This is a genomic window from Rhizobium sp. 18065, assembly GCF_902706095.1.
GTDB lineage: Bacteria > Pseudomonadota > Alphaproteobacteria > Rhizobiales > Rhizobiaceae > Allorhizobium.
Window position 1 is genome coordinate 366445 of the sequence record NZ_CACSJP010000004.1, and the last position, 23517, is coordinate 389961.

A 23517-nucleotide genomic window follows, 5' to 3' on the forward strand; every position below is an offset into this window, starting at 1 on the left:
TCAGCCGGCGGTGTTTCCGGCTTGCCTGTCTCACCGATCTTCTTCGGCGATCTTGCCATCAAGCTCTCCAGATGTCCGCATTGTACTGGCGGATCGTACGGTCTGAAGAGAACCAGCCCATGCGCGCCGTATTGCGGATCGTTTTAGAGTACCAGCCAGAGGTGTCGGTCCAGATCTGGTCGACCTGCCGCTGGGCCTGGGTATAGGCGTCGAAATCAGCGGCGACCATGAACCAGTCATGCTGGTAGATACCCTGCATCAGCCCGGCATAACGCTCGCGATCGTCGGGCGAAAACACACCGGAGGAAATCGCCGCAAGCGCCTGGGAAAGGTCGCGCGAGGCATCGATCGCCGCACGTGGATTGTATCCCTCGGCGCGGACGCGACCGACTTCGTCGGCGGTCATTCCGAAAATCACGATGTTTTCCTCTCCGACATGATCCCGCATTTCGACATTGGCACCATCGAGGGTTCCGATGGTCAATGCACCGTTCAACGCGAACTTCATGTTCCCGGTTCCCGATGCTTCCATGCCGGCGGTCGAAATTTGTTCGGAAAGGTCGGCAGCCGGCACCATGACCTCGGCCAGCGAGACATTGTAGTTTGGCACGAAGACGACCTTGAGCAAGCCGCGGACCGAGGGGTCGTTGTTGATGACGCGGGCGACATCATTGGCAAGCTTGATGATCAGCTTGGCGTTGTGGTAGCTCGGCGCCGCCTTGCCGGCGAAGATCTTGACGCGCGGAACCCAGTCGCGCTCCGGATGCGACCGCATCTGGTCGAACAGGGCCACGGTTTCAATGATGTTGAGCAACTGGCGCTTGTATTCGTGAATGCGCTTGATCTGGATATCGAACATCGCATTCGGATCCAGGCGGATGCCCATGCGACCGGCTACCAGTGCTGCGAGCTTTTCCTTGTTGGAACGCTTCACGGCGGCAAACTTCTGCTGGAAAGAGGCATCGTCGGCAAAGGCATCAAGGGCCGTCAACTTGCTCGCGTCGTCAAGGAATTCGGGGCCGATGGCTTCCTTGATCAGAGATGTCAGGTCCGGGTTGCACTGCATCAGCCAGCGGCGCGGCGTGATGCCGTTGGTCTTGTTGTTGATGCGGGTCGGATAGAGCTTGTGCAGATCCGCGAACACCGTTTCCTTCATCAGTTCGGTGTGCAGCGCGGAGACGCCGTTGATCGAGTGAGCGCCGATAAAGGCGAGATTGCCCATGCGTACCCGGCGATCGCCGCTCTCGTCGATCAGCGATATCCGGCTGATTTCACTGTCGGAGAAACCGCGGTTCTTGCGGGCCGCCAGCAGGATCTTCGCATTGATCTCATAGACCAGCTGCATGTGGCGCGGCAAAAGGCGCTCGAACAGCGGCACCGGCCAGCTTTCCAGCGCTTCCGGCAGAAGGGTGTGGTTGGTGTAGGAGAAGGTTTTCGAGGTGATTTCCCAGGCCGTGTCGAAATCGAGGCCATGCACGTCGACGAGCAGGCGCATGAGTTCGACAACCGAGACGGCAGGATGGGTGTCGTTCAGCTGCACGGCGACCTTGTCGGGCAGGGCGGACAGTGTATTGCCCTGCTGCAGGTGACGACGGACGATGTCCTGCAGCGATGCCGAACAGAAGAAATATTCCTGCCTGAGGCGCAGTTCCTGGCCGGCAGGCGTGGCGTCGGCCGGGTACAGCACGCGGGTCAGGCTTTCAGCCTTGTTGCTCTCGCGAAGCGCGCCGATATGGTCACCGGCGTTGAAGGCATCGAGCAGGATCGGGTCGATCGGCTGGGCAGACCACAGGCGAAGCGTGTTGACGCGTTCGCCGCGCCAGCCGACGGCCGGGGTATCGTAGGCGGTGGCGATCACGCGCTCGCCCTGCTTCCAGACGTAGCGCAACTCGTCTTCGGGGCTGGTGATCGTCTCGACCGTGCCGCCATAGCCGACCTCGTAGGAGCTTTCGCGACGCTCGAACTCCCAGGGATTGCCGTGTGCCAGCCAGCTTTCCGGCAGTTCCACCTGCCAGCCTTCGGCCATCTGCTGGCGGAAGAGGCCGTGCACATAGCGGATGCCGTAGCCATAGGCGGGAATGTTGACGGTTGCCATCGATTCCATGAAGCAGGCGGCGAGGCGGCCGAGACCACCATTGCCAAGCGCTGCGTCCGGCTCGAGGCCGGCGATGACGTCGAGATCGACGCTGAGCGAGGTCAGCGCCAGCCGGATGTCTTCCATCAGGCCGAGGTTCGACATGGCATCGCGCATCAGGCGGCCGATGAGGAATTCCAGTGACAGATAGTAAACCCGCTTGCCGTTGTTGTGATAGGTGGTGCGGGTGGATTCCATCCATTTGTCGATGATGCGATCACGCACCACAAGGATGGTTGCCGTCAGCCAGTCATGGGGGGTCGCGACCTTGGCATCCTTGCCGATCGCATAAGTCAGCTTCTCCATGATTTCGGCAGCAAGGGCATCCGGATCGGATGCGATGCGCTTGGGAAGGGGAAGGTCAGCTGCGTGGGGAGTTTTGATCATCGGTCCGCCTGGAGTTGCTGGGTCATCCGGGCCGTCACCGATTCTTGAGCGCCGGTGATCGTCCCCCTCATGTGCAGTTTACGCACTGATATGAAACAGTTGCAACAGGCCAAAGGCTGCCATCGATAAAATGTCGGAGCCTTTTGTTCCCTCATTAAGCTTTTGAGTTTTCGACTATATCACCGAATACTTCGTGATCGAAAAAAGCCGCAGCCTGTCGGGCCGCGGCTTTGTCGAGGATTTTGCCATAACGCTTTGGTTAGGCTCAGTTGGTCAGGCGGGTCGAAGCCTGGGTTGCCTTCTCGCCGATCTCCTTGAAAGCAGCGACCAGTTCGGCGGCATTGCTCGCATCGTAGTAGTGCGAGGTGTCGGTGGCGCATTCCCTCAACAGCTTCTGACCGCCGGTCGGCGCCATGAAGGCGACCGTGAAGATCTCGACACCATCCGTCTTGGCGGCAGTGCAGGTCGCCTTGGTCTTGGTGTCGGCGTTGCTCTGGTTATTGTCGCCGTCGGTCATGAAGACGATGAACTTCCCTGGTTTATTTTGACCGTTCTTGTTCTTGTGTGCGGTTATTTCGCTCGCAGCTGTTACATCAGTATAGGCGCGTGCCATGGCTGCGGATGAATCGGTGTTGCCGCTTGCCGGCAATGCCTGGACATACTTCAGCGCAGTTGTGGTTCCCCATTCGAACGCGGTCGGCGTTTGCATGGCCGAATTGTACGAGACGGCGGCGGTTCGGACATATTTCTTTTCGGTGTCGGCGGCGTCCAACTGCGCTGTCAAATTGGCAGCGGCCAGCTTCAGCGCTTCGATCTTTGTATAGTAGTTCGGGTCCTGCCGCGTGCAGGTCTTACTGACCCAGTTTCCCTTTTTGTTATACGAGCCGCAGTCGTAGGAGACAGTCTTGGTCGGCGCCGCGGCATTGATCGTACTCGTTGTTTCCGCCATCGAGCCGGAGCGGTCGAGGACGAGGAACATAGAGAGGGCGTTCTTGCTCTCGGTCGTGCTCTGTGCCGTGCTTGTGACGTTGAGCTTGACCTTGTCCCAGCCGAGCAGGGCCGTCAGGCCGTTGGTGGGCATGTTGTAGTAACCCGAGAGCGTCACGTCGAAGGTCTTGCCGGATGCGGTGGTGGTGTTGCGTTCCACCGAGCCGATCGCGTTCTTGTCGACCGTATCGTCCTCCGCTCCGTCTATGTCGCTGCCGCTTTCGCCGTTGATGTTGCTGAACTGGGCCGCCATAAACTTCTTGGCCAATTCGATGGCCTCTTCATCGGTAATGCCATCGGCCGCCAGCGCCGAAGCGGCGGCGAGCGTTGCGGCGTCGGCTGAATCCTGGAGCGCGGCCCGGATCTGAACCATCCGGTTCAGGTCCATCGCAACACCTGCGGTTGCCAGTGCCACGGGCAGGATGATGGCGGTCATCATGCCGAAATTGCCGTTACGGTCGCGGAGCAACCGTGCAAGAAGCGTGTGCTGTCTGTTGGTTTTAGTCATCATGTCCATCCAAAGGCAGTCGGTTGGATGGGGTTGTAGCGGGGAAATGTTGTATTCCGGCTAAAACGACCGGTAAAATTGTTCGCAATTGCGTTTCTTATTGCTTCACCGGGATGACATCGACCGCCTGATCGGTTTTGTGCTTGCCATAGGTCTTGAGAACGCCGATCACCGGTGCGACATCGGAGTAATCCCGCCCGTAGCCGACGACGATGTGATCCGTGCCTGCCGGGATATTGTTGGTCGGGTCGAGTTCCACCCAGCCGGTAGTCTTGCCGCACCAGACGCGAACCCAGGCATGCATGGCATCGGCGCCTTCGAGGCGCTCCTTGCCGGGTGGTGGGATCGTGCGCAGGAAGCCGCTGACATAACCTGCGGGAATGCCGAGGCTGCGAAGTGCTGTGATCATCACATGGGTGAAGTCCTGGCAAACGCCATGCTTCTTGCTGAAGGCTTCCGCCGGTGAGGTGTCGACAGTGGTGGCGTCTGCGTCATACTTGAAGTCGTGATAGATGCGCGAACAGAGCTTCTCGCCCACCTGGCGCACGGTCATGCTCGGCTTCAACTCCTGGCGCGCATAGGCGGCAATATCCTTGTCGCGGGGAAGGCGCGGGCTTGTGCCGATGAAATGATGCGGTGATTCAGCGTCCAGCGTCCAGGTCTCGGCAATCTCCTGCGGCAGTCGGTCGAGGATCGGCGAGAAATCGGCGGTGATCGGCTGCGGCTGGACCATGACGCGGGCCTGCATGCGGATGTCCAGTTTCTCATGCGGTGCACGCAGGATCGCATGGCTTGCCGGATGGCGGAAGAAATCGACGAAATTCATCAATTCATCCGGTTCCGGACTGATGGTGACGGCGCCGGCGATCAGCCGCTGCCGGTCCGGCAGAGACAGTGGCAGCAGGCGCAGCATGTGGTGCGCCCCGGATGCCTGGGCTTCGTAGCGATAAGCGAGATGGAGCGACACATCGTACAGCATCGGGTCAGCCCAGATAGGTTTGCGCGAGGATGTCGGAAAGCTTTTCCAGCTCGCGTTCGAGGTTTGCATAGACCTCGGCGGTCATGGTTTCCGGTGTCATCACGGCCAGGCCGGAATGCAGGCGCATGGCCTCGCGGGACATGCGGGACATCTGGCCGTTGATCATGGCGTTCGGCAGTTGCTCGACCTCGGTGCGGATTTCGTTCAACTGGAACAGGATCGAACGCGGGTTGAGTGGATCCAGCGCCAGAAGATCGGTCACGGTGAGGCTGGCCGTCGAGACGTTGTAGCGGCGGCGATGGGTCATGACGTTGTCGCCAATCTCCAGCAGCATGTCGAGTGCGCCATCCGGGGCGTCGGGTCCGGTCATATGGCCGAGCATGCGGGTCATGTGCAGGCCGCGCTCCAGCAGGCGACCGATGGTGAGGAAGCGCCAGCCGGTGAATCGGTACATGTTCTCATGCACCAGACCGGCAAAGCCTGCGAGCTTGCGCAACAGGATGGTCATCGCATGGGCCGCATCGTCGCCCGGCTTGACGCGTTCGTGGAAGCGCTTTGCCGTCTTCGACAGGTCGGTCAGCGCCAGCCAGCCATCGGGCGAGAAACGGTCGCGAATATTGCTGGCGGAAAAGACGGCACTGTCGATATTGCGCAGCAGGCTTTCCGGCACGCCGTTCTTTGTGTCGACATCGATCTCGGACAGGTAATCCGTGACGAAGGCGAGAAGCGGCTGATCCGGGTTGGCACTCTCGGCATAGCGGGCATGCCAGGCGCGCAGGATGCGCAGCACACCTTCGGCGCGCTCGATATAGCGGCCGAGCCAGAAGAGATTGTCGGCGGCCCTGCTCGGCAGGCTGCCCGGCATGTTGCGGGTGAAGCTTTCTTCCGCCGGCAGAAGAGACGTGCGATCGACCGGCTTGTCGGACACGATCCAGACGTCTGCGGCGCTGCCGCCGGACTGCATGGCGATCGCGGAAACATCCTTGCCGCTGCCGATGCGGGCAAAGCCGCCGGGCATGATCTGCCAGCCGTTCTTGGTGCGGGCCGCAAAGACCCGCAGGCTCATCGGACGCGGGCACAACTGGCCATTGATGATCGCCGGCGTGGTGGACAGGGTGACCACTTCCTGCCCGACCAGATTGCCGGCCTCGGCCTCCAGCCATTCGGCGGCGGTACGGCCCTGGCTGTCCTTGTAGCGCGAGCCCATCACCGAGCGGCCATTATCGTCGAAGAAGGGCAGGCGGGAATAGGCCGAACCAATGACCATGCGGTCGAGATGGCGGGCGACATGCTCGCGTTCGGCCTTTTGACCGCACCACCAGGTGGCGATCGACGGCAGCTTCAGTTCCTCGCCCAGCAGGTGGCGCGAGATGGTCGGCATGAAGGCGAGCAGGGCGCGGGTTTCCAGAATGCCGGAGCCGAGCGCGTTGACGAAGGAGACAGCGCCATTGCGCAGTGCCTCGACCATGCCTGGCGTGCCGATATAGGAATTCTGGTCGAGTTCCAGCGGGTCGGCAAAAGCCGCGTCCAGGCGGCGCCAGAGCACGCTGATCGGCTTGAGGCCGGCCACGGTGCGCACCATGACCTTGCCGTTGACAACGGAGAGGTCCTCGCCTTCAAGCAGCATGATGCCGAGATAGCGGGCGATATAGGCGTGTTCGAAATAGGTCTCATTGGCCGGGCCGGGCGACAGAACGGCGATGCGGTCGTCATTGCCCTGTTTCTGGCCCTGAAGTGCCGAGCGAAAGGCGCCGAAGAACGAGGCGAGCCGGTGCACATGGGTTTCGGCGTAAATGTCGGAGAACGCGCGCGCCGTGGCCACGCGGTTCTCCAGCGCAAAGCCTGCGCCGGACGGTGCCTGGGTGCGGTCGGCCAGAACCCACCAGTTGCCATCCGGACCGCGTCCGATTTCGAAGGAACAGAAATGCAGGTAATGGCCGCCGGCCGGCTTGATGCCGACGAGGGGGCGCAGGAATTCCGGATTGGACGCGATCAGGGCCGGTGGCAGGAAACCCTGCTGCACAAGAGTGTTGTCGGAATAGATATCGGCAACGACCTGTTCGAGAAGATCGGCGCGCTGGACAAGACCATCGGCCAGAACCTGCCATTCGGCGTCGGAAATCAGTACCGGTATGTGCGAGAATGGCCAGGCGCGCTCACTGCTGCCGTCCGAGCCATAGGCACGGTAGAACACACCGGCATCGCGAAGATAACGATCCGCCCGGGCAAAGCGCTCGTGCAGTTCGTGTTCTGTCATCTTTTCGAGGGCTGAGACAAACGGCTGCCAGACCGGGCGGATCCTGCCCTGGGGATCGATCATCTCGTCGGCGGCACCCGCCACCGCGCGGTAGCGGGCCGTGCGGGCCGCGCTGGCGCGTGCTTTGGGCGGGGTCTTTTCCGCTGCCGGTTTATTTGCCATCAAATCAGATACCCTGGGGTCGTCTCAGGTCCAATGTGTGCGGGAATTCCGGCGACACGGTCTCGGGCCAAAGGGGATAGGAGCCGGCTGTATGGCCCCATGGCTCGAAACGTGCAAGCCGTCGGGCTTCCGCTTCATTCCCATTCACAGGGAAAGTGTCATAGTTCCGGCCACCGGGATGGGCGACGTGGTACACGCAGCCGCCAATCGAGCGTCCAGACCATATATCATATATGTCGAATGTTAGCGGTGTGTTGACGGGCAGGACCGGATGCAGGCCGGATGCCGGTTGCCAGGCCTTGTAGCGCACGCCAGCCACGGCGACCTCGTTGATCCCGCTCTTGCGCAGCGGAACCCGCCGGCCGTTGCAGGCGACGGCGTAACGTTCGGGATTTGCCGTTTCCAGCTTCACCTGCAGGCGTTCAACGGACGAATCGACATAGCGGACCGTGCCGCCGATCGCGCCTTGTTCACCCATGACATGCCAGGGTTCCAGCGCCTGGCGTAACTCGAGTTTTGATCCTTCGTATTCCACCTCGCCGGCGAACGGAAAGCGGAATTCGAGCTGGGCGGCAAACCACTCGGGCTTGAAATCGAAACCGTGGTGGCGCAGGTCGGCCAACACTTCGAGGAAATCCTGCCAGATGTAATGCGGCAGCATGAAGCGGTCATGCAGCGTGGTGCCCCAGCGAACAAAATTGCCGCCGATAGGGTTTTTCCAGAAACGGGTGATCAGCGCGCGAATCAAAAGCTGCTGTGCGAGCGACATACGGGCGTTCGGCGGCATTTCGAAGCCGCGGAATTCGACGAGGCCGAGGCGTCCGGTCGGGCCATCCGGGGAAAACAGCTTGTCGATGCAGATTTCCGACCGGTGGGTGTTGCCGGTCACGTCGGTCAGCAGGTTACGGAACAGCCGGTCGACGAGCCAGGGCAGAGGCGGCATTTCGCCCGTATCCGGCATCGGGATCTGTGCCATGGCGATTTCGAGTTCGTAGAGACTGTCGTGGCGAGCCTCATCGATACGCGGCGCCTGACTGGTCGGGCCGATGAACAGGCCGGAAAACATATAGGAGAGCGAAGGATGGCGCTGCCAGTGCAGCACCAGGCTCTTCAACAGGTCGGGGCGGCGCAGGAAGGGGCTGTCATTGGTGCTGGCGCCGCCGACCACGACATGATTGCCGCCGCCGGTGCCGGTATGGCGGCCGTCGATCATGAACTTGTCGGCGCCCAACCGGCAGAGGCGTGCCTCTTCGTAGATTGCCGTCGTGGTCTCGACGCAGTCCTCCCAGTTATAGGCCGGGTGGATGTTGACCTCGATGACGCCGGGATCCGGCGCAACGCGGATGACGTTCAGCCGCTCGTCATGCGGTGGCGTATAGCCCTCTATATGCACAGGCAGGTTCAAGGATTCCGCTGCCCGCTCGGCGGAGGCGACGAGGTCGAGATAGTCCTCCAGGGCTGCCGTCGGCGGCATGAAGATGCACAGCCGGCCATCGCGAACCTCGACCGAAATCGCGGTACGCACACGTCCGCCGATTTCCTCGTAGGACTGACCCATCTGCTGCTGCTGGCCGGTCTCGGTCTTCAGCGAGTGCTCGGGCATGACCCGGCCCTTCTCGGTGGAAAAATCGGGCAGTGGCGGCTTTTCGACCGTCGGGTCATCCGGGTTGATATAGGGGTACCAGGATGGCGAGACATAGGGCAGCGCATTGAGTGGCAGGCGGAAGCCGACAGGACTGTCACCGGGGATCAGATAGAGCTGGCCGCGACGGGTGCTCCATTTTTCGCTGACCCAGGTACGGCCCGATGCGCGGCTCTGCCATGCCTGCACGGGTAGGACATAGCCGGCCGGATTGGTCAGGCCGTTGCCGAAGACCTTGGCGATGCGGTCGCGCTCTTCCGGGTCCTTCAGCTTGGAATTCGACGGATCGACGTTTTCCGGAAGATTGCCTTCCTTGACGATCCATTCGGCCGGATCTTCATAGGCCGGTGCGACGTTTTCGGCCGGGATGGCGAGCTCGACCGCGATCGCTTCCAGCAACCGACCGGCATCCGCCTGCTCGACCTTATGGTCACGGTTTTCCAGCGCGATCAGGTCGGGATTGTTCCATACCGGCCGGCCATCACGGCGCCAGTAGAGCGAGAAGGTCCAGCGCGGCAGGCTCTCGCCCGGATACCACTTGCCCTGGCCATAGTGCAGGAAGCCACCGGGGGCGAACCGTTCGCGCAGGCGGCGGATGAGAATGTCGGCCTTTTCCCGCTTGGTCGGACCGACGGCCTCGGTGTTCCATTCCTCCGACTGAAAGTCGTCGATCGACACGAAGGTAGGCTCGCCCCCCATGGTCAGGCGCACGTCGCGGGCCTTGAGCTCGGCATCGACCTTGCGGCCAAGCTCGTTGAGCGAATCCCAGCTATCGTCGGAGAACGGCTTGGTGATGCGCGGATGTTCGGAAACGCGCTTCACCTGCATGTCGAAGGCAAATTCGGTCTTGGCTTCGCCGAAATAACCGCCGGAGATCGGCGCGGCATTGCTGAAATGCGGGGTGGCGGCCAGCGGAATATGGCTCTCGCCGGTGAGGAGGCCGGATGTCGGGTCGAAGCCGATCCAGCCGGCGCCGGGAATATAGGCTTCACACCAGGCATGCAGATCGGTGAAATCGACTTCGGTGCCGGACGGGCCGTCGAGCGCCTTCAGATCGGGCGTGAGCTGGATCAGATAGCCGGAGACGAACCGCGTGGCGAGGCCGAGGCGCCGCAGAATCTGCACCAGCAGCCAGCTTGTATCGCGACAGGAGCCTCTGGCCGAATTCAGCGTTTCATCCGGCGTCTGGACGCCGGCTTCCATGCGGATGACATAGCCGATTTCCTGCTGAAGCCTTGCATTCAGCGCGACAATCATGTCGACGGTGCCCTGACCGGGCGTCATGTCGACCGTCTTCATGAACGCTGCGAGCGCCGGGGTTTCCGGTTCGGGCTTCATGTAGATCGCCAGGTCGTCGCGAATGTCCGCAGGATAGTCGAAGGGCCATTTCGAGGCTTCTTCCTCGGTGAAGAAGTCGAAAGGATTGTAGACGCTCATGTCGGCGACGAGATCGACCTCGATCTTGAACTCGGTCACCGGGTCGGGAAACACGAATCGCGCCAGATAGTTGCCGTAAGGATCCTGCTGCAGATTGACGAAATGGTTTTCGGGCGTGACCTTCAGCGAGTGACTGATCACCTTCGTTCTCGAATGGGCGGCCGGTTTCAGCCTTATGATCTGCGGCCCAAGCTTGATCGGATTGTCATATTTGTAGTGGGTGAGGTGGTAGATGCTTGCCTTGATCGACATACGGTCCGCTTGCCCTGTTCGCCCTTGTTACTCCCGATTACACGGGTGAACGATGATCTTGTGCAATGCAGCGGCATAAAGCAAGCGGACCCTGACGACTGGCGTCGCAGGGCCCGATTTTAGTGACGTCTTGTTGACGATCAGCTGCGGCCGAACTCATCCACAAGGCGAATGATGTCGTCTTCGCCGAGATAGGAGCCGGTCTGGATCTCGATGATCTCCAGCTGAATCTTGCCCGGATTACCGAGGCGATGCACCGAGCCTTGCGGAATATAGATCGACTGGTTCTCGTGCAGGATGGTCACCTTGTCGTCAATCGTGACCTCGGCGGTACCGCGAACGCAGACCCAGTGCTCGGCGCGGTGATGGTGCTTCTGCAGCGACAGCTTCTTGTCCGGATGGACGAACAGGCGCTTCACCTGGAAGCGCTCGCCATTGAGGATCGAGGTATAACCGCCCCAGGGACGCAGCGATGTCGGATGGTTTTCCGTCAGGTAGGCCGTCTTTTCATCCGCGGCCAGAAGTTTGACCAGCGAACCGACGCTCTGGCTGTCGTCGAGACGGCCGACATAGACCGCATCTTCGGACGCAATGACGGCGACGCCTTCCATGCCCTGGACCGCGATATGGTTGTGGCGCGACATGACCAGCGAGTTTTTCGTGCCGACGACTGTCGCGTTGCCCGTCACGACATTGCCGTCCTCATCGCCGCCGTCGAGCTTCCAGATGGCGTCCCAGGAACCGAGGTCGGACCAGACGATCGGCGCCGGGACAACGGCGGCGTTCGAGGTCTTTTCCATGACGGCGTAGTCGATCGAAATGCTGGGCGCCCGGGCAAAGCTTTCCGCATCAAGACGGGTGAAGTCGAGATCGCCCTTGGCCTTCTCGATGGCGGTTTGGACTGCGGTCAGAACTTCCGGCGCAAGCGTCTCCAATTCTGCGATCATCTGCCCGGCGGAAAAGACGAACATGCCGGAATTCCACGCGTAGTTGCCGCTGGTGAGCATCTGCTCTGCCGTCTCGGCGTTGGGCTTTTCGACGAAGCGTTTCACCGCAAACGCGCCGTTGCCGAGCGCTTCGCCAATTTCGATGTAGCCGTAGCCGGTGGCGGGTTCGGTCGGGGTGATGCCGAAGGTGACGATCCTGCCGGCGCGGGCTGCTTCGGCAGCTTCGGCGATGCAGCGGCGATAGGTGTCGTCGATGGTGATTTCGTGGTCGGATGGCAGGATCTGGATCAGCGTGTCCGGGCCATGGCGTTCACGGACCACCAAGGCTGCCGCTGCTACAGCCGCTGCCGTGTTGCGGGCTTCGGGCTCGAGAATAATTGCGTCGAGCCTAGTGTTCAGTTCACGGGCCTGTTCCGCCACGAGAAAGCGGAAATCCTCGTTGGTGATCACCAGGGGCGCTTCGTAGATGGCGCTGTCGGCGACACGCAGCATGGTTTTCTGAAGCAAGGTTTCGTCGCCAAGGAAGCGAATGAACTGTTTGGCGGCCGTGGCGCGTGAGAGGGGCCAAAGCCGGGTTCCCTTGCCGCCGGCCATGATGACCGGAACGATCTTGCTGCTCATGTTGTCTAGCCTTTCAGTCTCTGGGCGGGCAGAGGGCTGCCCTGGTTCGTATTCGCGCGTCCGTTTCGACCTCGGATGAGGCGTTGCATGGTGCACCGCGCAATTGTGGAACGCGGCAACAACAGGTTTGTTACATTTTTTGTTCCCTTTTTCCAAGTGACCCTGCCTTCCACCATTCGGGTGAAAGTGAAACCATGTCGCATGCTTGGCATTGCTGCACGGGTCATCCTGTGATCAATTCTGCCGGCAGAGTTGCCGGATGGTTCCGCCGCCGGCCGTCGACAATACAAACTCCCAAGGCGCCCATTCGTGACCCATCCCGCACCGCTTTTTGATGTCCCTGTTGCCCCAGTCATCCCTGTCATCGGCGAGAGCCAGGGGTTCCCCGTTCACCGGATCTTCTGCGTTGGTCGCAATTATGCGGCACATGCGGCTGAAATGGGCAATGCGGTCGACCGTACGGCGCCGTTCTATTTCAACAAGCCGCCAACCGGCCTGCTGCTCAATGGTTCGACCATGCCCTATCCGCCGGGCACCAGCGATTGTCATCACGAAATCGAACTGGTGATCGCGATCGGGGCTCCGGCGTTCCGGATTGCCGAAGACGCCGCCGAGAGCATCGTCTACGGCTATGCGGTCGGGCTCGACATGACCCGTCGCGACCTGCAGCAGGTCGCCAAGGACAAGGGACGTCCGTGGGATATGGGCAAGGGCTTCGAGGGCTCGGCGATCATCGGCGCGATCACGAAAGCGGCCGACTTCACGCCGGACACCCAACGCATTGCGCTGGCGGTCAATGGCGAGACGAAACAGGTGGGACATTTCACCGATCTCATCTGGTCGGTCGCGGAGATGATCAGCCATCTGTCGCGCTACTATCACCTGACGCCAGGCGATCTCATCTATACCGGCACGCCGTCCGGGGTTGGACCGGTGGCTGCGGGCGATGTGCTGGTCGGAGAGATCGAGGGGCTGGAGACACTCGAGATCAAGATCGGACCGGCCGAGTGACGTTGCGACGAAAGCGGCCGGCTGATGGCTGCCGGTGAGGATGCGGCCGCCGATGTTGTTGCCGGACGCGCCTGCGGCAGTTGTTCGCTCTGCTGTATTCTGCCCGATATCGACGAATTGGAAAAACCGGCGAATGTCGTCTGCCGTCATTGTGTGCCCGGTGGCGGTTGCCAGAGTTATGCGACGCGGCCACAGACCTGCCGGGACTTTCTCTGTCTCTGGCGGACCGAACCGCTGTTGGGCGCGCATTGGGATCCGGCCGTCAGTCACATGATGGTCTATGTCCAGGGACCACAGACGACGGTGCTGGTCGATCCCGCCCAACCGGCACTCTGGCAGCACGAACCGTATGTCGGCGAACTGCGCCGGTGGGCGGTCGAGGCGAGACGCAAGGGCGGCTATCTGATCGTCTATGTCGGCGATGACGTGACGGTGGTCGAGTGACGAAACCCGGCTCTTGGGTCAGGTCTTGCCGGCGGGGTCGGGTCGCGTTCCCTGCTGGGACCAAAACGAAAAGGCCTGCCGTTTCCAGCAAGCCTTTCGATGTAACTGGTGCTTGTTGGCCCGGGCATATTGACCGTGCCCACTTGCATACCGTCAATGCTGCGGCGGGATGTCGAAGCCTGCGGTCAGAATACGGCCAGATACTTCAGCAACGAGATAATGCCGATGATGATCACGACGATCCGGGCGATCTGCTTGGCACGGGCATCAACGGGCAGCATGCCAATCAAATAAAGAACCAGAACGATAACCAGAAATGTAATTAAGATGCTGATCAGAACAGATGTTCCCAATTCCCCAACTCCTTGAAGTGGCGCACAATTGCGCTCTCCTTCAGTAACTATGGCGCGATTGGAACAAGGAAAGGGTGGCGGGAGAAAATCTCGGCGATTCGGCAGCCTGACCTTGTTTCCGACACAATGCCTTACTATATCACCAGTATCGGATTGCTTATGAGCGCTGGAAGCTTCTGCCGCTCGCAGTCTGGATTTCGCCTTGGACTTTTGACCACGGATGTACTGGCACTGGTGAGTAGGCGATAATGAGGAAGGTCGGTGCGGTTTCGCCCCGGCCTTTTTTGTTGTTCTGAAATGCGCGTTCGGCAAGCGCTATCTATTTTGCAGTTTGCAACAAGGCAGGTCCGGCGCTGGATCGCAAACCCTGCCATGATCGCCGCTATGAGGTCTCATGACTGGGCTCGAACTCGCGCCGCCCCTGATCCGATCCTTATCCGTTTTACAAAACGACAACATCAAATTCTGATGGTCTGGAAACATGTGGCGTCGACGCATGGGCGAGCCTGTGCATGCCAAAGAAAAAGGGCTCGTCGTTTCCGACAAGCCCTTGATTTCTCTGAATTCGAATGGTGGGCGTGACAGGGATTGAACCTGTGACCCCTACGATGTCAACGTAGTGCTCTCCCGCTGAGCTACACGCCCATCCGATGGCGGCTTAAGACCACAAAACCCCGGCGCCCGTCAATAGGCTTTTTGGAGTTTTATGAAGAGTTTTTTACAAGCTCTTCGAGAGGCCTTACGCAGCAAGGAGTTTGTTCACTTCGTCGACGAGGTCGCGAAGGTGGAAAGGCTTGGAAAGAACCTTGGCGTCCTTCGGAGCCTTCGAATCGGCGTTCAGCGCGACGGCTGCAAAGCCGGTGATGAACATCACCTTGAGGTCCGGGTCGAGTTCGGTGGCGCGGCGCGCCAGTTCGATCCCGTCCATTTCCGGCATGACGATATCGGTCAGGAGAAGCGAAAAGGGCTCTTCGCGGAGACGATCATAGGCGCTGGCGCCGTTGTCGAAGGAGGAGACTTTGTAGCCCGCCTTTTCCAACGCCTTGACCAGGAACCGGCGCATGTCGTTGTCATCTTCGGCGAGAAGGATTTTCTGAGTCATTTATGGACCGCTTACACTGGAATTGCATGGAAGGCTCGCAGCCCCTGACATTAGGTCGTGCCGAGTAAAGATCCCGTGAACAACGAAAAGAGGGCCTGTAGCGCCGTTGCCAGCAGTATGGACTTCGCAGCTGCCAGCTGGCAACATGGTGAACGCAACAAGTTTGTGACTTGGTAAAGAAGAGGCGCTGGGGACGGAATGACAAGCGATTTCGAGCTGTTCGAGGTTCGCGAGCCCCAGGTTCAGTCCATCCCCTTTGTGTATAACTCTCCGCATAGCGGCCGTAAGTATCCGGTTTCCTTTCTGGACGAGACGCGACTCGACGATCTGGCGATTCGCCGGTCCGAGGATCACTATGTCGATGAGCTGTTTTCAGCCGCACCCTCTTTCGGCGCGCCACTGCTGTTGGCGCATTTCCCGCGCGCCTATGTCGATGTGAACCGCGAGCCCTACGAGCTCGACCCACGGATGTTCTCCGATCCACTGCCGCCGTTTGCCAACAGCAATTCGGCGCGCGTGGCCGGCGGGCTCGGCACCATTCCGCGCATCGTTGCGGAGAACATGGAAATTTATGAGCGACGCATGCCGCTTGCCTTGGCGCTCGAGCGGATCGAGGCCTGTTACAAGCCGTATCATGCCTGTCTGCGCCGGCTGATTGCCCGTACCCATGCGCGCTTCGGATTCGGGGTGCTGATCGATTGCCACTCGATGCCGGGCAATATTCGTGTTGCCGGCAGTGGAATGCGGCCCGATTTCATCGTCGGCGATCGTTATGGCACGAGTGCTTCGGCGGAGCTTTCCCAGGCGGCGCTCGAAATTCTGGAAGGTCTGGGCTTTGCCGCGGTGCGCAACAAGCCTTACGCTGGCGGCTTTATCACCGAGCATTACGGGCGCCCGGCACGCGGGCTGCACGCCCTGCAGATCGAGATCAATCGCTCGCTTTACATCGACGAGACGACGCTGCTCAAGCGGCCGGATTTTGATGCGCTCGCCGGTTCGCTCGCCCTCTTTATGGAGCAAATGGCTGAATATGTTGCTGGTTATGCTGGCGACACCGCTCTGGCCGCCGAATAATCCTGAACCTGATCAAAAAAAAACCGCGCCAAGGGCGCGGCTAAGTCTAGGGAGGAAACACCCAAGGAGGGTATTTACAGTCAAAGACTGTAGGCAAAAGATACTTTTTGCAGTGCACCATTGCCAAGATCAATTGTGTCACTTTTTTAAGCAAGGCCAAAAAATACGCAATTAGTCGCGCTTGCATCGATCTCGGAGGTTGCGGGTGGTTGTTGTTCTTGCCGGTTTTCTTTCGCTGCAACTCACTTTAAGAATGGCGCGCTATTCCTCATTCGACGGATTTTTCCATGCGCCCTGATCGTGCTTTTTTCGACCGCCTTGCCGATGCAGCCAAGGCTGAAACCCTTCCGCGTTTCCGCTCGGGTCTTTCGGTGGTCAACAAGGAAGCCGGTGGGTTCGACCCGGTGACCGAGGGCGACCAGGCAGCAGAAGCGGCGATCCGTCGGCTGATCGAGGCCGAGTTTCCGACGCATGGCATTCTCGGCGAGGAACACGAAAATATCCGCATGGATAGCGATCAGCTCTGGGTCATCGACCCGATCGACGGGACGCGCGCCTTCATCTCCGGCGTGCCGGTCTGGGGAACGCTGATCGGCTTCCAGGAAAACGGCCGGTCGGTCATGGGGCTGATGGACCAGCCTTTTACTGGCGAGCGCTATTATGCCGATGGCGAGCGTTCCTGGTATCGCGGTCCGGACGGCGAGCGGCAGATCAAGGTCCGCGATTGCGGCAGTCTGGACAATGCCATCCTGTTCACCACGTCGCCGCATCTGTTCAAGGGCTGGGAAGTCGAGCGTTTCCAGGCGGTGCAGGACACTGTGAAGCTGTTCCGCTACGGCGTCGATTGCTACGCCTATGCGCTGCTGGCGGCCGGTCATGTCGATCTGGTCATCGAGACTGTGCTGAAGCCCTATGACGTCGGCGCGCTGATCCCGATCATCGAGCAAGCCGGCGGGGTGATCACCACCTGGGATGGCGGTCGGCCGGAAAATGGCGGTTCGATCATCGCGGCGGGTTCCGCCGACGTGCATGCCCAGGCGATGGCCATGCTCAAGGCGCGCTGAGCGCCTCGTCAGATTTCTATATCGGCGTCGCTCATGCCGGCATTCGGCATGTCTGCGTCCGTCAGGCGTTGCGTCTCGCGCACCTCGTCCGGCTCGCCGCCGGGCACAAAGGCGAAGAAGGCGGCCAGCGCCTGGGTGCGGTAGCGGTCGTGTTCGTGCAGGATCTCGTGTCGACTGCCGGGCACCGGGACAAGTTGGCCGGCGCGGAAATATTGCGACAGTTTTTCCTGATAGATGAAGGGCACGATCGGATCATTGCCGGGGGCGATGATGACTGTCGGCACGGTGATCGAGGCAAGGTGACGTGGGTCGCCGACCTGGTTGATGGTCTTTTGCGCCTCGTACAGCCAGCGGGCCGTGGGCGGTCCGAGAAACAGTTCCGGATGGTCGATGACGAGCCGCTGGTTGCGGGCAAAACGTGTCGGATCGGTGGTCAGGGGATTGTCGTCGAAATCCTTGCGCGGTTCGTCCCTGCTTAGGCAGATGTGACCGAAACCGGTCCAACTTGCCAGGCGCGATAGGCGATAGATGGTTTCCGGCGAGGCATTTTGACCGCCAAGGCCGACGAAAGGCGCTGTCAGCACCATGCGCTCGATGCGATTGGACAGGCGCGGCGCCGCCTTCAGCGCGATCAGTCCGCCGGTCGAATGGGCAAGGACAAAAAACGGCAGGCGGGTATCGGGCAGTACGACCTGTTCGAGAAAGATTTCCAGATCGCGGACATAGTCGTTGAAGCGGTTGATATGGCCCTTGCGCGGATCCTTGAGAAGCCGTTGCGATCCGCCCTGGCCGCGGAAGTCGTAGGTCGCCACCCAGAAGCCGCGTGACGTCAGATCGCGGATCGTCTCGAAATATTTCTCGATGGTTTCGTTGCGACCATGCAGCAGGACCACTGTGCCCTTGATCTCAGGGCTGTCACTGCGAAAGACGGCATAGCGCAGCCTGATGCCGCGATGTCCGTTGAAAAACCCGACCGTAGGGTGGCCGGGAACGGGATTGCCAGGAGTGGCGTGAAGAATGGCGTCCATGCTTGCAAATGCCTGACCGTTCGGGGCGCACTTCGTCGTTTCCATCGGGATAGGATGACGATCAGAAAAGGTCAAAAGAAAAAAGCCGGAACCGCTTCAGGGGAGAGCGCGGTTCCGGCGAGATCTGCCGAGATGGAAGGGGCGATAATCCCGGCATCGGGTTTGAGACAACCGATGATGCCGTTTTATGGCGGCGGGTCTGAACCGGCCTTGAACCTGCCGTTCACATGCAATTCATCGGCAGAAACGCGGCTGATCTTGAATTCGCGCAGGCCATTTCCCACATCGACATCACGGACGCCGCAAGGGTCCGCACGTCGCTGCCAGCATGGCCCGAAGGGGATGCCGGCAGATTGAAAACACGCCAACGTCGCTTCCAAGGAGGACATTATGCGTCACGTCGATTTTTCCCCGCTCTACCGCTCCACGGTCGGTTTCGATCGTCTGTTCACCATGCTGGACACGCTTGCGCAGCCCGACCAGGCGCAAAGCTACCCGCCCTACAATATCGAGCGCACCGGCGATAACCTGTATCGGATCACCATGGCGGTCGCCGGCTTCGATGAAGCCGAACTGTCGATCGAAGCCCATGCCCATGTGCTGACAGTCAAGGGTGAAAAGGCCGAAGAAGATGCCGGCGAGCCGACCGAGTTTCTCTATCGCGGCATTGCCAAGCGTGCTTTCGAGCGCCGCTTCCAGCTCGCAGATCATGTTGAAGTCACAGCCGCTTCGCTGAAGAACGGCCTTCTGCATATCGATCTGCTGCGCAACATCCCCGAGGCAATGAAGCCACGCCGGATCTCGATCAGCGCTGAATCCGCCGCTGCCGTGCCGAAGGCCATCGAGGCCCGCGTCAACTGAATGTGAGAGTCGGGGCTCGTTCCCCGGGATGAAAAGAGAGAGGCGACGGACATCGGTCCGTCGCCTTTTTGTCGAGCCGCAATCAGTGGTGGCTGGCCCAGCGCCAGCAGAGAAGTTTGTCGAGCGAAATCAGGCCAGCCCCTTTGACGGCGAGATAGATCAGCGGATAGAGCCAGAGCAGGCGCTGGTCGGCGATGACGCTGTCGGGAAAGCGATCAAACAGCGCGCCTATGGTCGTTGCGTCGACGTTGTGCACATAGATGTCTGTCAGCGTCTGCACGGCAATGAAGCCGATCATGCCGAGTGCTGCGATGCGGGTAAGCAGGCCGATGACGATCAGGATCGGCAGGATCAGTTCGCCATAACTGCCGAAAAAGACCATCGCTCCCCAGGGGAGGAAGGAGACTGCCGACACATCGCCACCGGCTGCTTCCACCGCTGGCAGGGCGATCTGGTAATAGGCGCTGTCGCTGATCCGGAAAAGTCCGTCAAACTTGGTCAATGCGGAATTCAGATAATAGGGCAGAAGAACCGCCAGAAAGACGAGACGGGCTGCCAGTCCGAGCAGCCAGGGGGCCAGCATGGCTTCCAGTCGGCGAACAAGAGTTTTGTATCTGTCGATGAGCAAGGTCGGCAGCAAGGTCATCGAGCGGCTCCGTTGTTTGAGCAGACGTAGTCCAGGCCGCTGAAGGCGCCACTGGACAGGGCTATGCCAAGGAGGGCGGCGAGATCCGATGTAGCCGTCTCGGCGAATGCCGCTTCGCAGGCTTCGGCAAAAGTCTGCCGTTCAATCAGCGCCTTGAGAAACGCATAGCCGCCCGGTGGCAGGGGCTGGACCTTCACATCGAAGGCCGGTCGCGTCACCAGGGCATCTTCCGCCTGCATCGGGTTGACGTCGGTGAGCGGTTCTCCGGCGCGATCGCGGTTGACGATGGTTGCTGCCGCGTGCCTGCAGCGCAGTATCCGGGTCGCGGGGTGCGCGTTGAAGCGCAGTTGGCCCAGGTCGTCCGGAGGAATGGCAGCCAATGCGGCCGGATCGAGAGATCGGCTGTCGGCGCTGTGAAAACTGTCGAGCCAGAGGCGTTCCAGTCTGGCTGTATCGGCGAGAAAGGGCAGGTCGCGGGCTGGCGGAAATGCGCTGATGAAAGCGGCGAAATCACTGCCATAGGTGAAGATCAGCGGCGAGCGTGGCGGGTGGGCACGAATATAGAGGCGTGCCATGGCGCGAAAGAAATCCTCGCCGACAAGGTTCTGCACCGTCGGGAAAATCGAAGCCAGAGCATCGGTCAGTGAAACCATGACATTGTTGCGATAGACCGCAAAGGGCCGGGCGTTCGTACCGCCGGCTCCCTTGGTCAGGCCTTCGGGTATCGACTGTGCAGGATCGAGCAGGGCTGCGGCGAAGGCGCCGGTTACGACCGGTTCAGCCACCATGGCGCAGCCCTCCGGCGCTCTGGGCGTGGCGGGCGAGAATGGCATCGGCCTGCACGGCCTCACGCTTCAGGATCGGCCAGTCCGGTACGTCATTGTCCCACTCGATCAGCGTGGGGCGTGGTCCTGTCACCGCCAGGACATGGTCGTATAGATCCCAGACAAGGCTGTCGACCGGCCGGTCATGGCTGTCGATCAACAAAGGCTGCCCGGCGTCGTCCCGGTCTTGCGCATGGCCGGCAAGGTGGATCTCCTCGACAAGTTCGATCGGGAAGTCGGCTAGGTAGTCCAGGGGTGCATAGCCGTGGTTGGTTGCCGAGACATAGACATTGTTGATATCCAGCAAGAGGCCGCAGCCGGTACGGTTGGCAATCGCGCGGATGAAATCCGTTTCGCGCATGGTGGTTGCCTCGAATGCGACATAGGTCGAGGGGTTTTCGAGAAGAATGCGGCGGCCGAGCCCGTCCTGCACCTGGTCGATATGGTCGCAGACCCTGGCAAGGGTTTCCACGTCATAGGGAACCGGCAGCAGGTCGTTGAAGAAGTGATCGTCATGGGTCGACCAGGCAAGATGCTCCGATACCATGGCCGGCTGGTAGCGATCGACGACAGCCTTGAGGCGGGCGAGATGTTGTGGGTCAAGGCCTGCAGGACTGCCGATCGACAAGCCCACGCCATGGACGGAGAGCGGAAAGTCCTCGCGCATGCGCGTCAGGATGCGGTGCGGATGCCCGCCGGCGCCCATATAGTTTTCGGCGTGCACCTCCAGAAAGCCGATGCGATAGGCATCGGACAGGATGGCATCGGCATGCTGTGCCTTGAAGCCGGCACCGGCGCGCGCGGGCATGGAGGGGGTGGTTGCGGATATGGTCTGGCGTGCAACGGCTGCTGCGTTCGGCATGACGGGTCTCCTTCGCGCGGGGGATGCTGCCCAGGCCAATGGGTGTGATGGCATCACCCGTCTGCGGGGGATGCCATCAGATCATCAGCCGATTTGGCGAGGTCAGGCCTTGGGGATGTCGCGGTCCAGGGCTTCGAGTGCGCCCATGCGACCGTCCGGGGCGCTCATGGTCATGCAGCTGCCAGCAGCGACATATTTCCAGGCATTGCCCTGATAGTCGACCTTGGACGTGCCGGCGCAGGTCGTGCCGGGTCCGGCGGCGCAGTCGTTCTTGCCGGCCATGGAAATGCCGAAGCATTTTTCCTTTTCCTGAGCCATGGCTGGCCCCGAAAGCAGGGTGACGCCGGTGACGGCCATGGTGACGGCTGCGGCGAGTGCTGCGGAATTGATGGTGAAATTGCTCATGATGCTTCTCCTTGGAGTCTGAAGCGGTTCCTCAAAACCAGCCCGGTGAGGGCTGGTAGAGGCATCATGGCGAGGCGCGCTGAACATTGGAAATCAATGATTATTGTAGTTTTCGCGAGCGCTTTGTTTGTAAGAAAACGAAATTTCAAACGACTTCTATGAATTGATCCACTTCTTCTTGCGTGGTCGAGAAGCTCGTTACCAGACGGACGAGGCGTTCGTTTTCACGGATCATGTGTGGCATGTCGCGGGGTGCCAGCCAGTCATAGAATTTCGCTCCTTTCGACTGTGCGCGATCGGCAGAAGACTTGTCGATGACGGCAAAGACTTCGTTCGCCTGGGTCGCCCAGGCAAGCCTTGCTGTGTTCTTGGCGGTCAGGCCAGCGCGCAGCCGGTCGGCCATGGCGTTCGAATGACGGGCAAGGTCGAGCCACAGATCGCCTTCGAGATAGGCTTCCAACTGGGCCGAGATGAAGCGGGTCTTGGAGAAGAGCTGGGCCGAGCGCTTGCGGATATAGGGCATTTCCTCGGCCATTTCCGGCTTCATGAACACGATCGCTTCCGCACACCAGCAGCCGTTCTTCGTGCCGCCGAAGGAGAGGATGTCGACGCCGCGCTTCCAGGTCATTTCGGCCGGGGTCACGTCAAGTGCAACGAGTGCATTGGCGAATCGGGCGCCATCCATATGCAGGGGCAGTTTCTTGGTTCTGGCGATTGCCGCGATCGCATCCAGTTCGTCGAGCGTGTAGACTGTGCCGGCCTCGGTTGCCTGGGTGACGGTGATCGCCATCGGCCGGCCCTGGTGCACGGAAGGCACGTCAAAGCGGGAGACGGCAGTGTGCAGCGCATCGCGGTCCATCTTGCCGTTGTCGCCTTCAACCGGGAACAGCCGGCAGGCGCCGGTCAGAAATTCCGGCGCGCCGCCTTCGTCGGCATTCACGTGCGCATCGGAGTGACAGAAGGTGACGCCGCCGGCCTTTGCGACGCTGGCGAGCGCCAGAGAATTGGCCGCAGTGCCTGTCGCGACGAAAAAGACGGCGACCTCGCGCTCGAAAATATCGTTGAACTGTGCCTCGATCCGCTTGTCTAGCTCGCTCGAGCCATAGGCACTGGCAAAGCCGGCGGCCTGCTTGGTTAGGCTTTCTGCGATCTTGGGATGGGCGCCGGACCAGTTGTCGGAAGCGAAGAACATGATGAGTTTCCCGGGGGTTGGAAGGAGTGATCGCGAGCTTAGGCATTTCCGTGTCGCTATCAATCCGGTCCGCGGCGGAACGTGTCGCTTTCTTGCAGTCCGCAAGAAGTGCATCACTGACCTATTCGAGTGGGAAAGAAAATTGCGTATGCGGCGCATCAGTGGCAACTTAGCGTCGGAAGCCGGTTAATTTTCCTGGCGCGATCTTGCGTGAGCGTTTACTTTCTGTCATAGAAAATTCGAAATTAGGTCAGACTAGTTGACCTAATTCTGGTTTCTGAGGTTAAGGGTTTGGGTGTCCTTGCCTGGTGGTGCGGTCCAGGTGGATCGCGGATCGC

19 protein-coding genes and 1 tRNA gene are annotated in these 23517 nt (G+C 60.3%); 5 read left to right on the forward strand and 15 right to left on the reverse strand.

From position 1 onward, the window contains the following. Positions 1-58: 58 nt before the first annotated feature. The 6 genes from GVK95_RS12965 to GVK95_RS12990 form a co-directional block, all read right to left on the reverse strand. Positions 59-2521, reverse strand: coding sequence for a glycogen/starch/alpha-glucan phosphorylase (locus GVK95_RS12965; RefSeq protein ID WP_159950189.1), 2463 nt, complete (start codon positions 2519-2521; stop codon positions 59-61). 265 nt (positions 2522-2786) lie between these two features. Beyond that, positions 2787-4016, reverse strand: coding sequence for a TadE/TadG family type IV pilus assembly protein (locus GVK95_RS12970; protein ID WP_159950191.1), 1230 nt, complete (start codon positions 4014-4016; stop codon positions 2787-2789). 97 nt (positions 4017-4113) lie between these two features. Next, a complete protein-coding gene (locus tag GVK95_RS12975; RefSeq protein ID WP_159950193.1) occupies positions 4114-4995 on the reverse strand; it encodes a transglutaminase family protein in 882 nt (293 codons plus the stop codon). Between the two features lie 4 nt (positions 4996-4999). After that, on the reverse strand, positions 5000-7414 hold the full coding sequence (locus GVK95_RS12980) for a circularly permuted type 2 ATP-grasp protein (protein ID WP_159950196.1): 2415 nt from the start codon (positions 7412-7414) through the stop codon (positions 5000-5002). Positions 7415-7418: 4 nt separating this feature from the next. After that, on the reverse strand, positions 7419-10745 hold the full coding sequence (locus tag GVK95_RS12985) for a transglutaminase family protein (RefSeq protein WP_159950199.1): 3327 nt from the start codon (positions 10743-10745) through the stop codon (positions 7419-7421). 140 nt (positions 10746-10885) lie between these two features. Next, complete coding sequence (locus GVK95_RS12990; protein ID WP_159950202.1) at positions 10886-12313, reverse strand: mannose-1-phosphate guanylyltransferase/mannose-6-phosphate isomerase; 1428 nt, start codon at positions 12311-12313, stop codon at positions 10886-10888. 309 nt (positions 12314-12622) lie between these two features. Between GVK95_RS12990 and GVK95_RS12995 the strand changes: the two genes are divergently transcribed. Continuing rightward, a complete protein-coding gene (locus GVK95_RS12995) occupies positions 12623-13324 on the forward strand; it encodes a fumarylacetoacetate hydrolase family protein (protein WP_159950205.1) in 702 nt (233 codons plus the stop codon). Positions 13325-13348: 24 nt separating this feature from the next. Next, positions 13349-13768 (forward strand): hypothetical protein, encoded by a 420-nt coding sequence (locus GVK95_RS13000; protein WP_159950208.1) that lies wholly within the window; start codon positions 13349-13351, stop codon positions 13766-13768. A 185-nt stretch (positions 13769-13953) separates the two neighbouring features. On the opposite strand, the gene GVK95_RS25045 is transcribed toward GVK95_RS13000, so the two are convergent. The 3 genes from GVK95_RS25045 to cpdR1 form a co-directional block, all read right to left on the reverse strand. Continuing rightward, positions 13954-14121, reverse strand: a complete 168-nt coding sequence (locus GVK95_RS25045) for a Thivi_2564 family membrane protein (RefSeq protein ID WP_200844274.1) — start codon at positions 14119-14121, stop codon at positions 13954-13956. Positions 14122-14691: 570 nt separating this feature from the next. Beyond that, a tRNA-Val gene (locus GVK95_RS13005) sits at positions 14692-14766 on the reverse strand. Between the two features lie 94 nt (positions 14767-14860). Further along, positions 14861-15223, reverse strand: a complete 363-nt coding sequence (gene cpdR1, locus GVK95_RS13010; protein ID WP_006726917.1) for a response regulator CpdR1 — start codon at positions 15221-15223, stop codon at positions 14861-14863. A 198-nt stretch (positions 15224-15421) separates the two neighbouring features. On the opposite strand from cpdR1, the gene GVK95_RS13015 reads away from it, so the two are divergent. Together GVK95_RS13015 and hisN are read left to right on the forward strand one after the other, a co-directional pair. After that, positions 15422-16297: an N-formylglutamate amidohydrolase gene (locus GVK95_RS13015; RefSeq protein WP_159950211.1), complete on the forward strand. Its 876-nt coding sequence runs from the start codon at positions 15422-15424 to the stop codon at positions 16295-16297. A 287-nt stretch (positions 16298-16584) separates the two neighbouring features. Further along, a complete protein-coding gene (gene hisN, locus GVK95_RS13020; RefSeq protein ID WP_159950214.1) occupies positions 16585-17361 on the forward strand; it encodes a histidinol-phosphatase in 777 nt (258 codons plus the stop codon). 8 nt (positions 17362-17369) lie between these two features. On the opposite strand, the gene GVK95_RS13025 is transcribed toward hisN, so the two are convergent. Beyond that, entirely contained in the window at positions 17370-18389 is a 1020-nt protein-coding gene (locus GVK95_RS13025) for an alpha/beta hydrolase (protein ID WP_159950217.1), read from the reverse strand. 390 nt (positions 18390-18779) lie between these two features. Here GVK95_RS13025 and GVK95_RS13030 point away from each other — a divergent pair, with 390 nt between their 5' ends. Beyond that, positions 18780-19250 carry an Hsp20 family protein gene (locus tag GVK95_RS13030; RefSeq protein ID WP_159950220.1) on the forward strand — a complete coding sequence of 157 codons (471 nt, stop codon included), beginning with the start codon at positions 18780-18782 and terminating at the stop codon, positions 19248-19250. Positions 19251-19332: 82 nt separating this feature from the next. Here the strand turns inward: GVK95_RS13030 and GVK95_RS13035 are convergent, their stop codons facing one another. The 5 genes from GVK95_RS13035 to GVK95_RS13055 form a co-directional block, all read right to left on the reverse strand. Beyond that, positions 19333-19896 carry a DoxX family protein gene (locus GVK95_RS13035; RefSeq protein WP_159950223.1) on the reverse strand — a complete coding sequence of 188 codons (564 nt, stop codon included), beginning with the start codon at positions 19894-19896 and terminating at the stop codon, positions 19333-19335. Continuing rightward, complete coding sequence (locus GVK95_RS13040) at positions 19893-20684, reverse strand: putative DNA-binding domain-containing protein (protein WP_159950226.1); 792 nt, start codon at positions 20682-20684, stop codon at positions 19893-19895. The genes GVK95_RS13035 and GVK95_RS13040 overlap by 4 nt, the downstream gene beginning before the upstream one ends. Next, on the reverse strand, positions 20674-21582 hold the full coding sequence (locus GVK95_RS13045; RefSeq protein WP_159950229.1) for a DUF692 domain-containing protein: 909 nt from the start codon (positions 21580-21582) through the stop codon (positions 20674-20676). Before GVK95_RS13045 ends, GVK95_RS13040 begins: the two co-directional genes overlap by 11 nt. Before the next feature lie 102 nt (positions 21583-21684). After that, on the reverse strand, positions 21685-21987 hold the full coding sequence (locus GVK95_RS13050; RefSeq protein WP_159950232.1) for a DUF2282 domain-containing protein: 303 nt from the start codon (positions 21985-21987) through the stop codon (positions 21685-21687). A gap of 145 nt (positions 21988-22132) precedes the next feature. Beyond that, on the reverse strand, positions 22133-23179 hold the full coding sequence (locus GVK95_RS13055) for a low specificity L-threonine aldolase (RefSeq protein WP_159950235.1): 1047 nt from the start codon (positions 23177-23179) through the stop codon (positions 22133-22135). Positions 23180-23517: the final 338 nt, after the last annotated feature.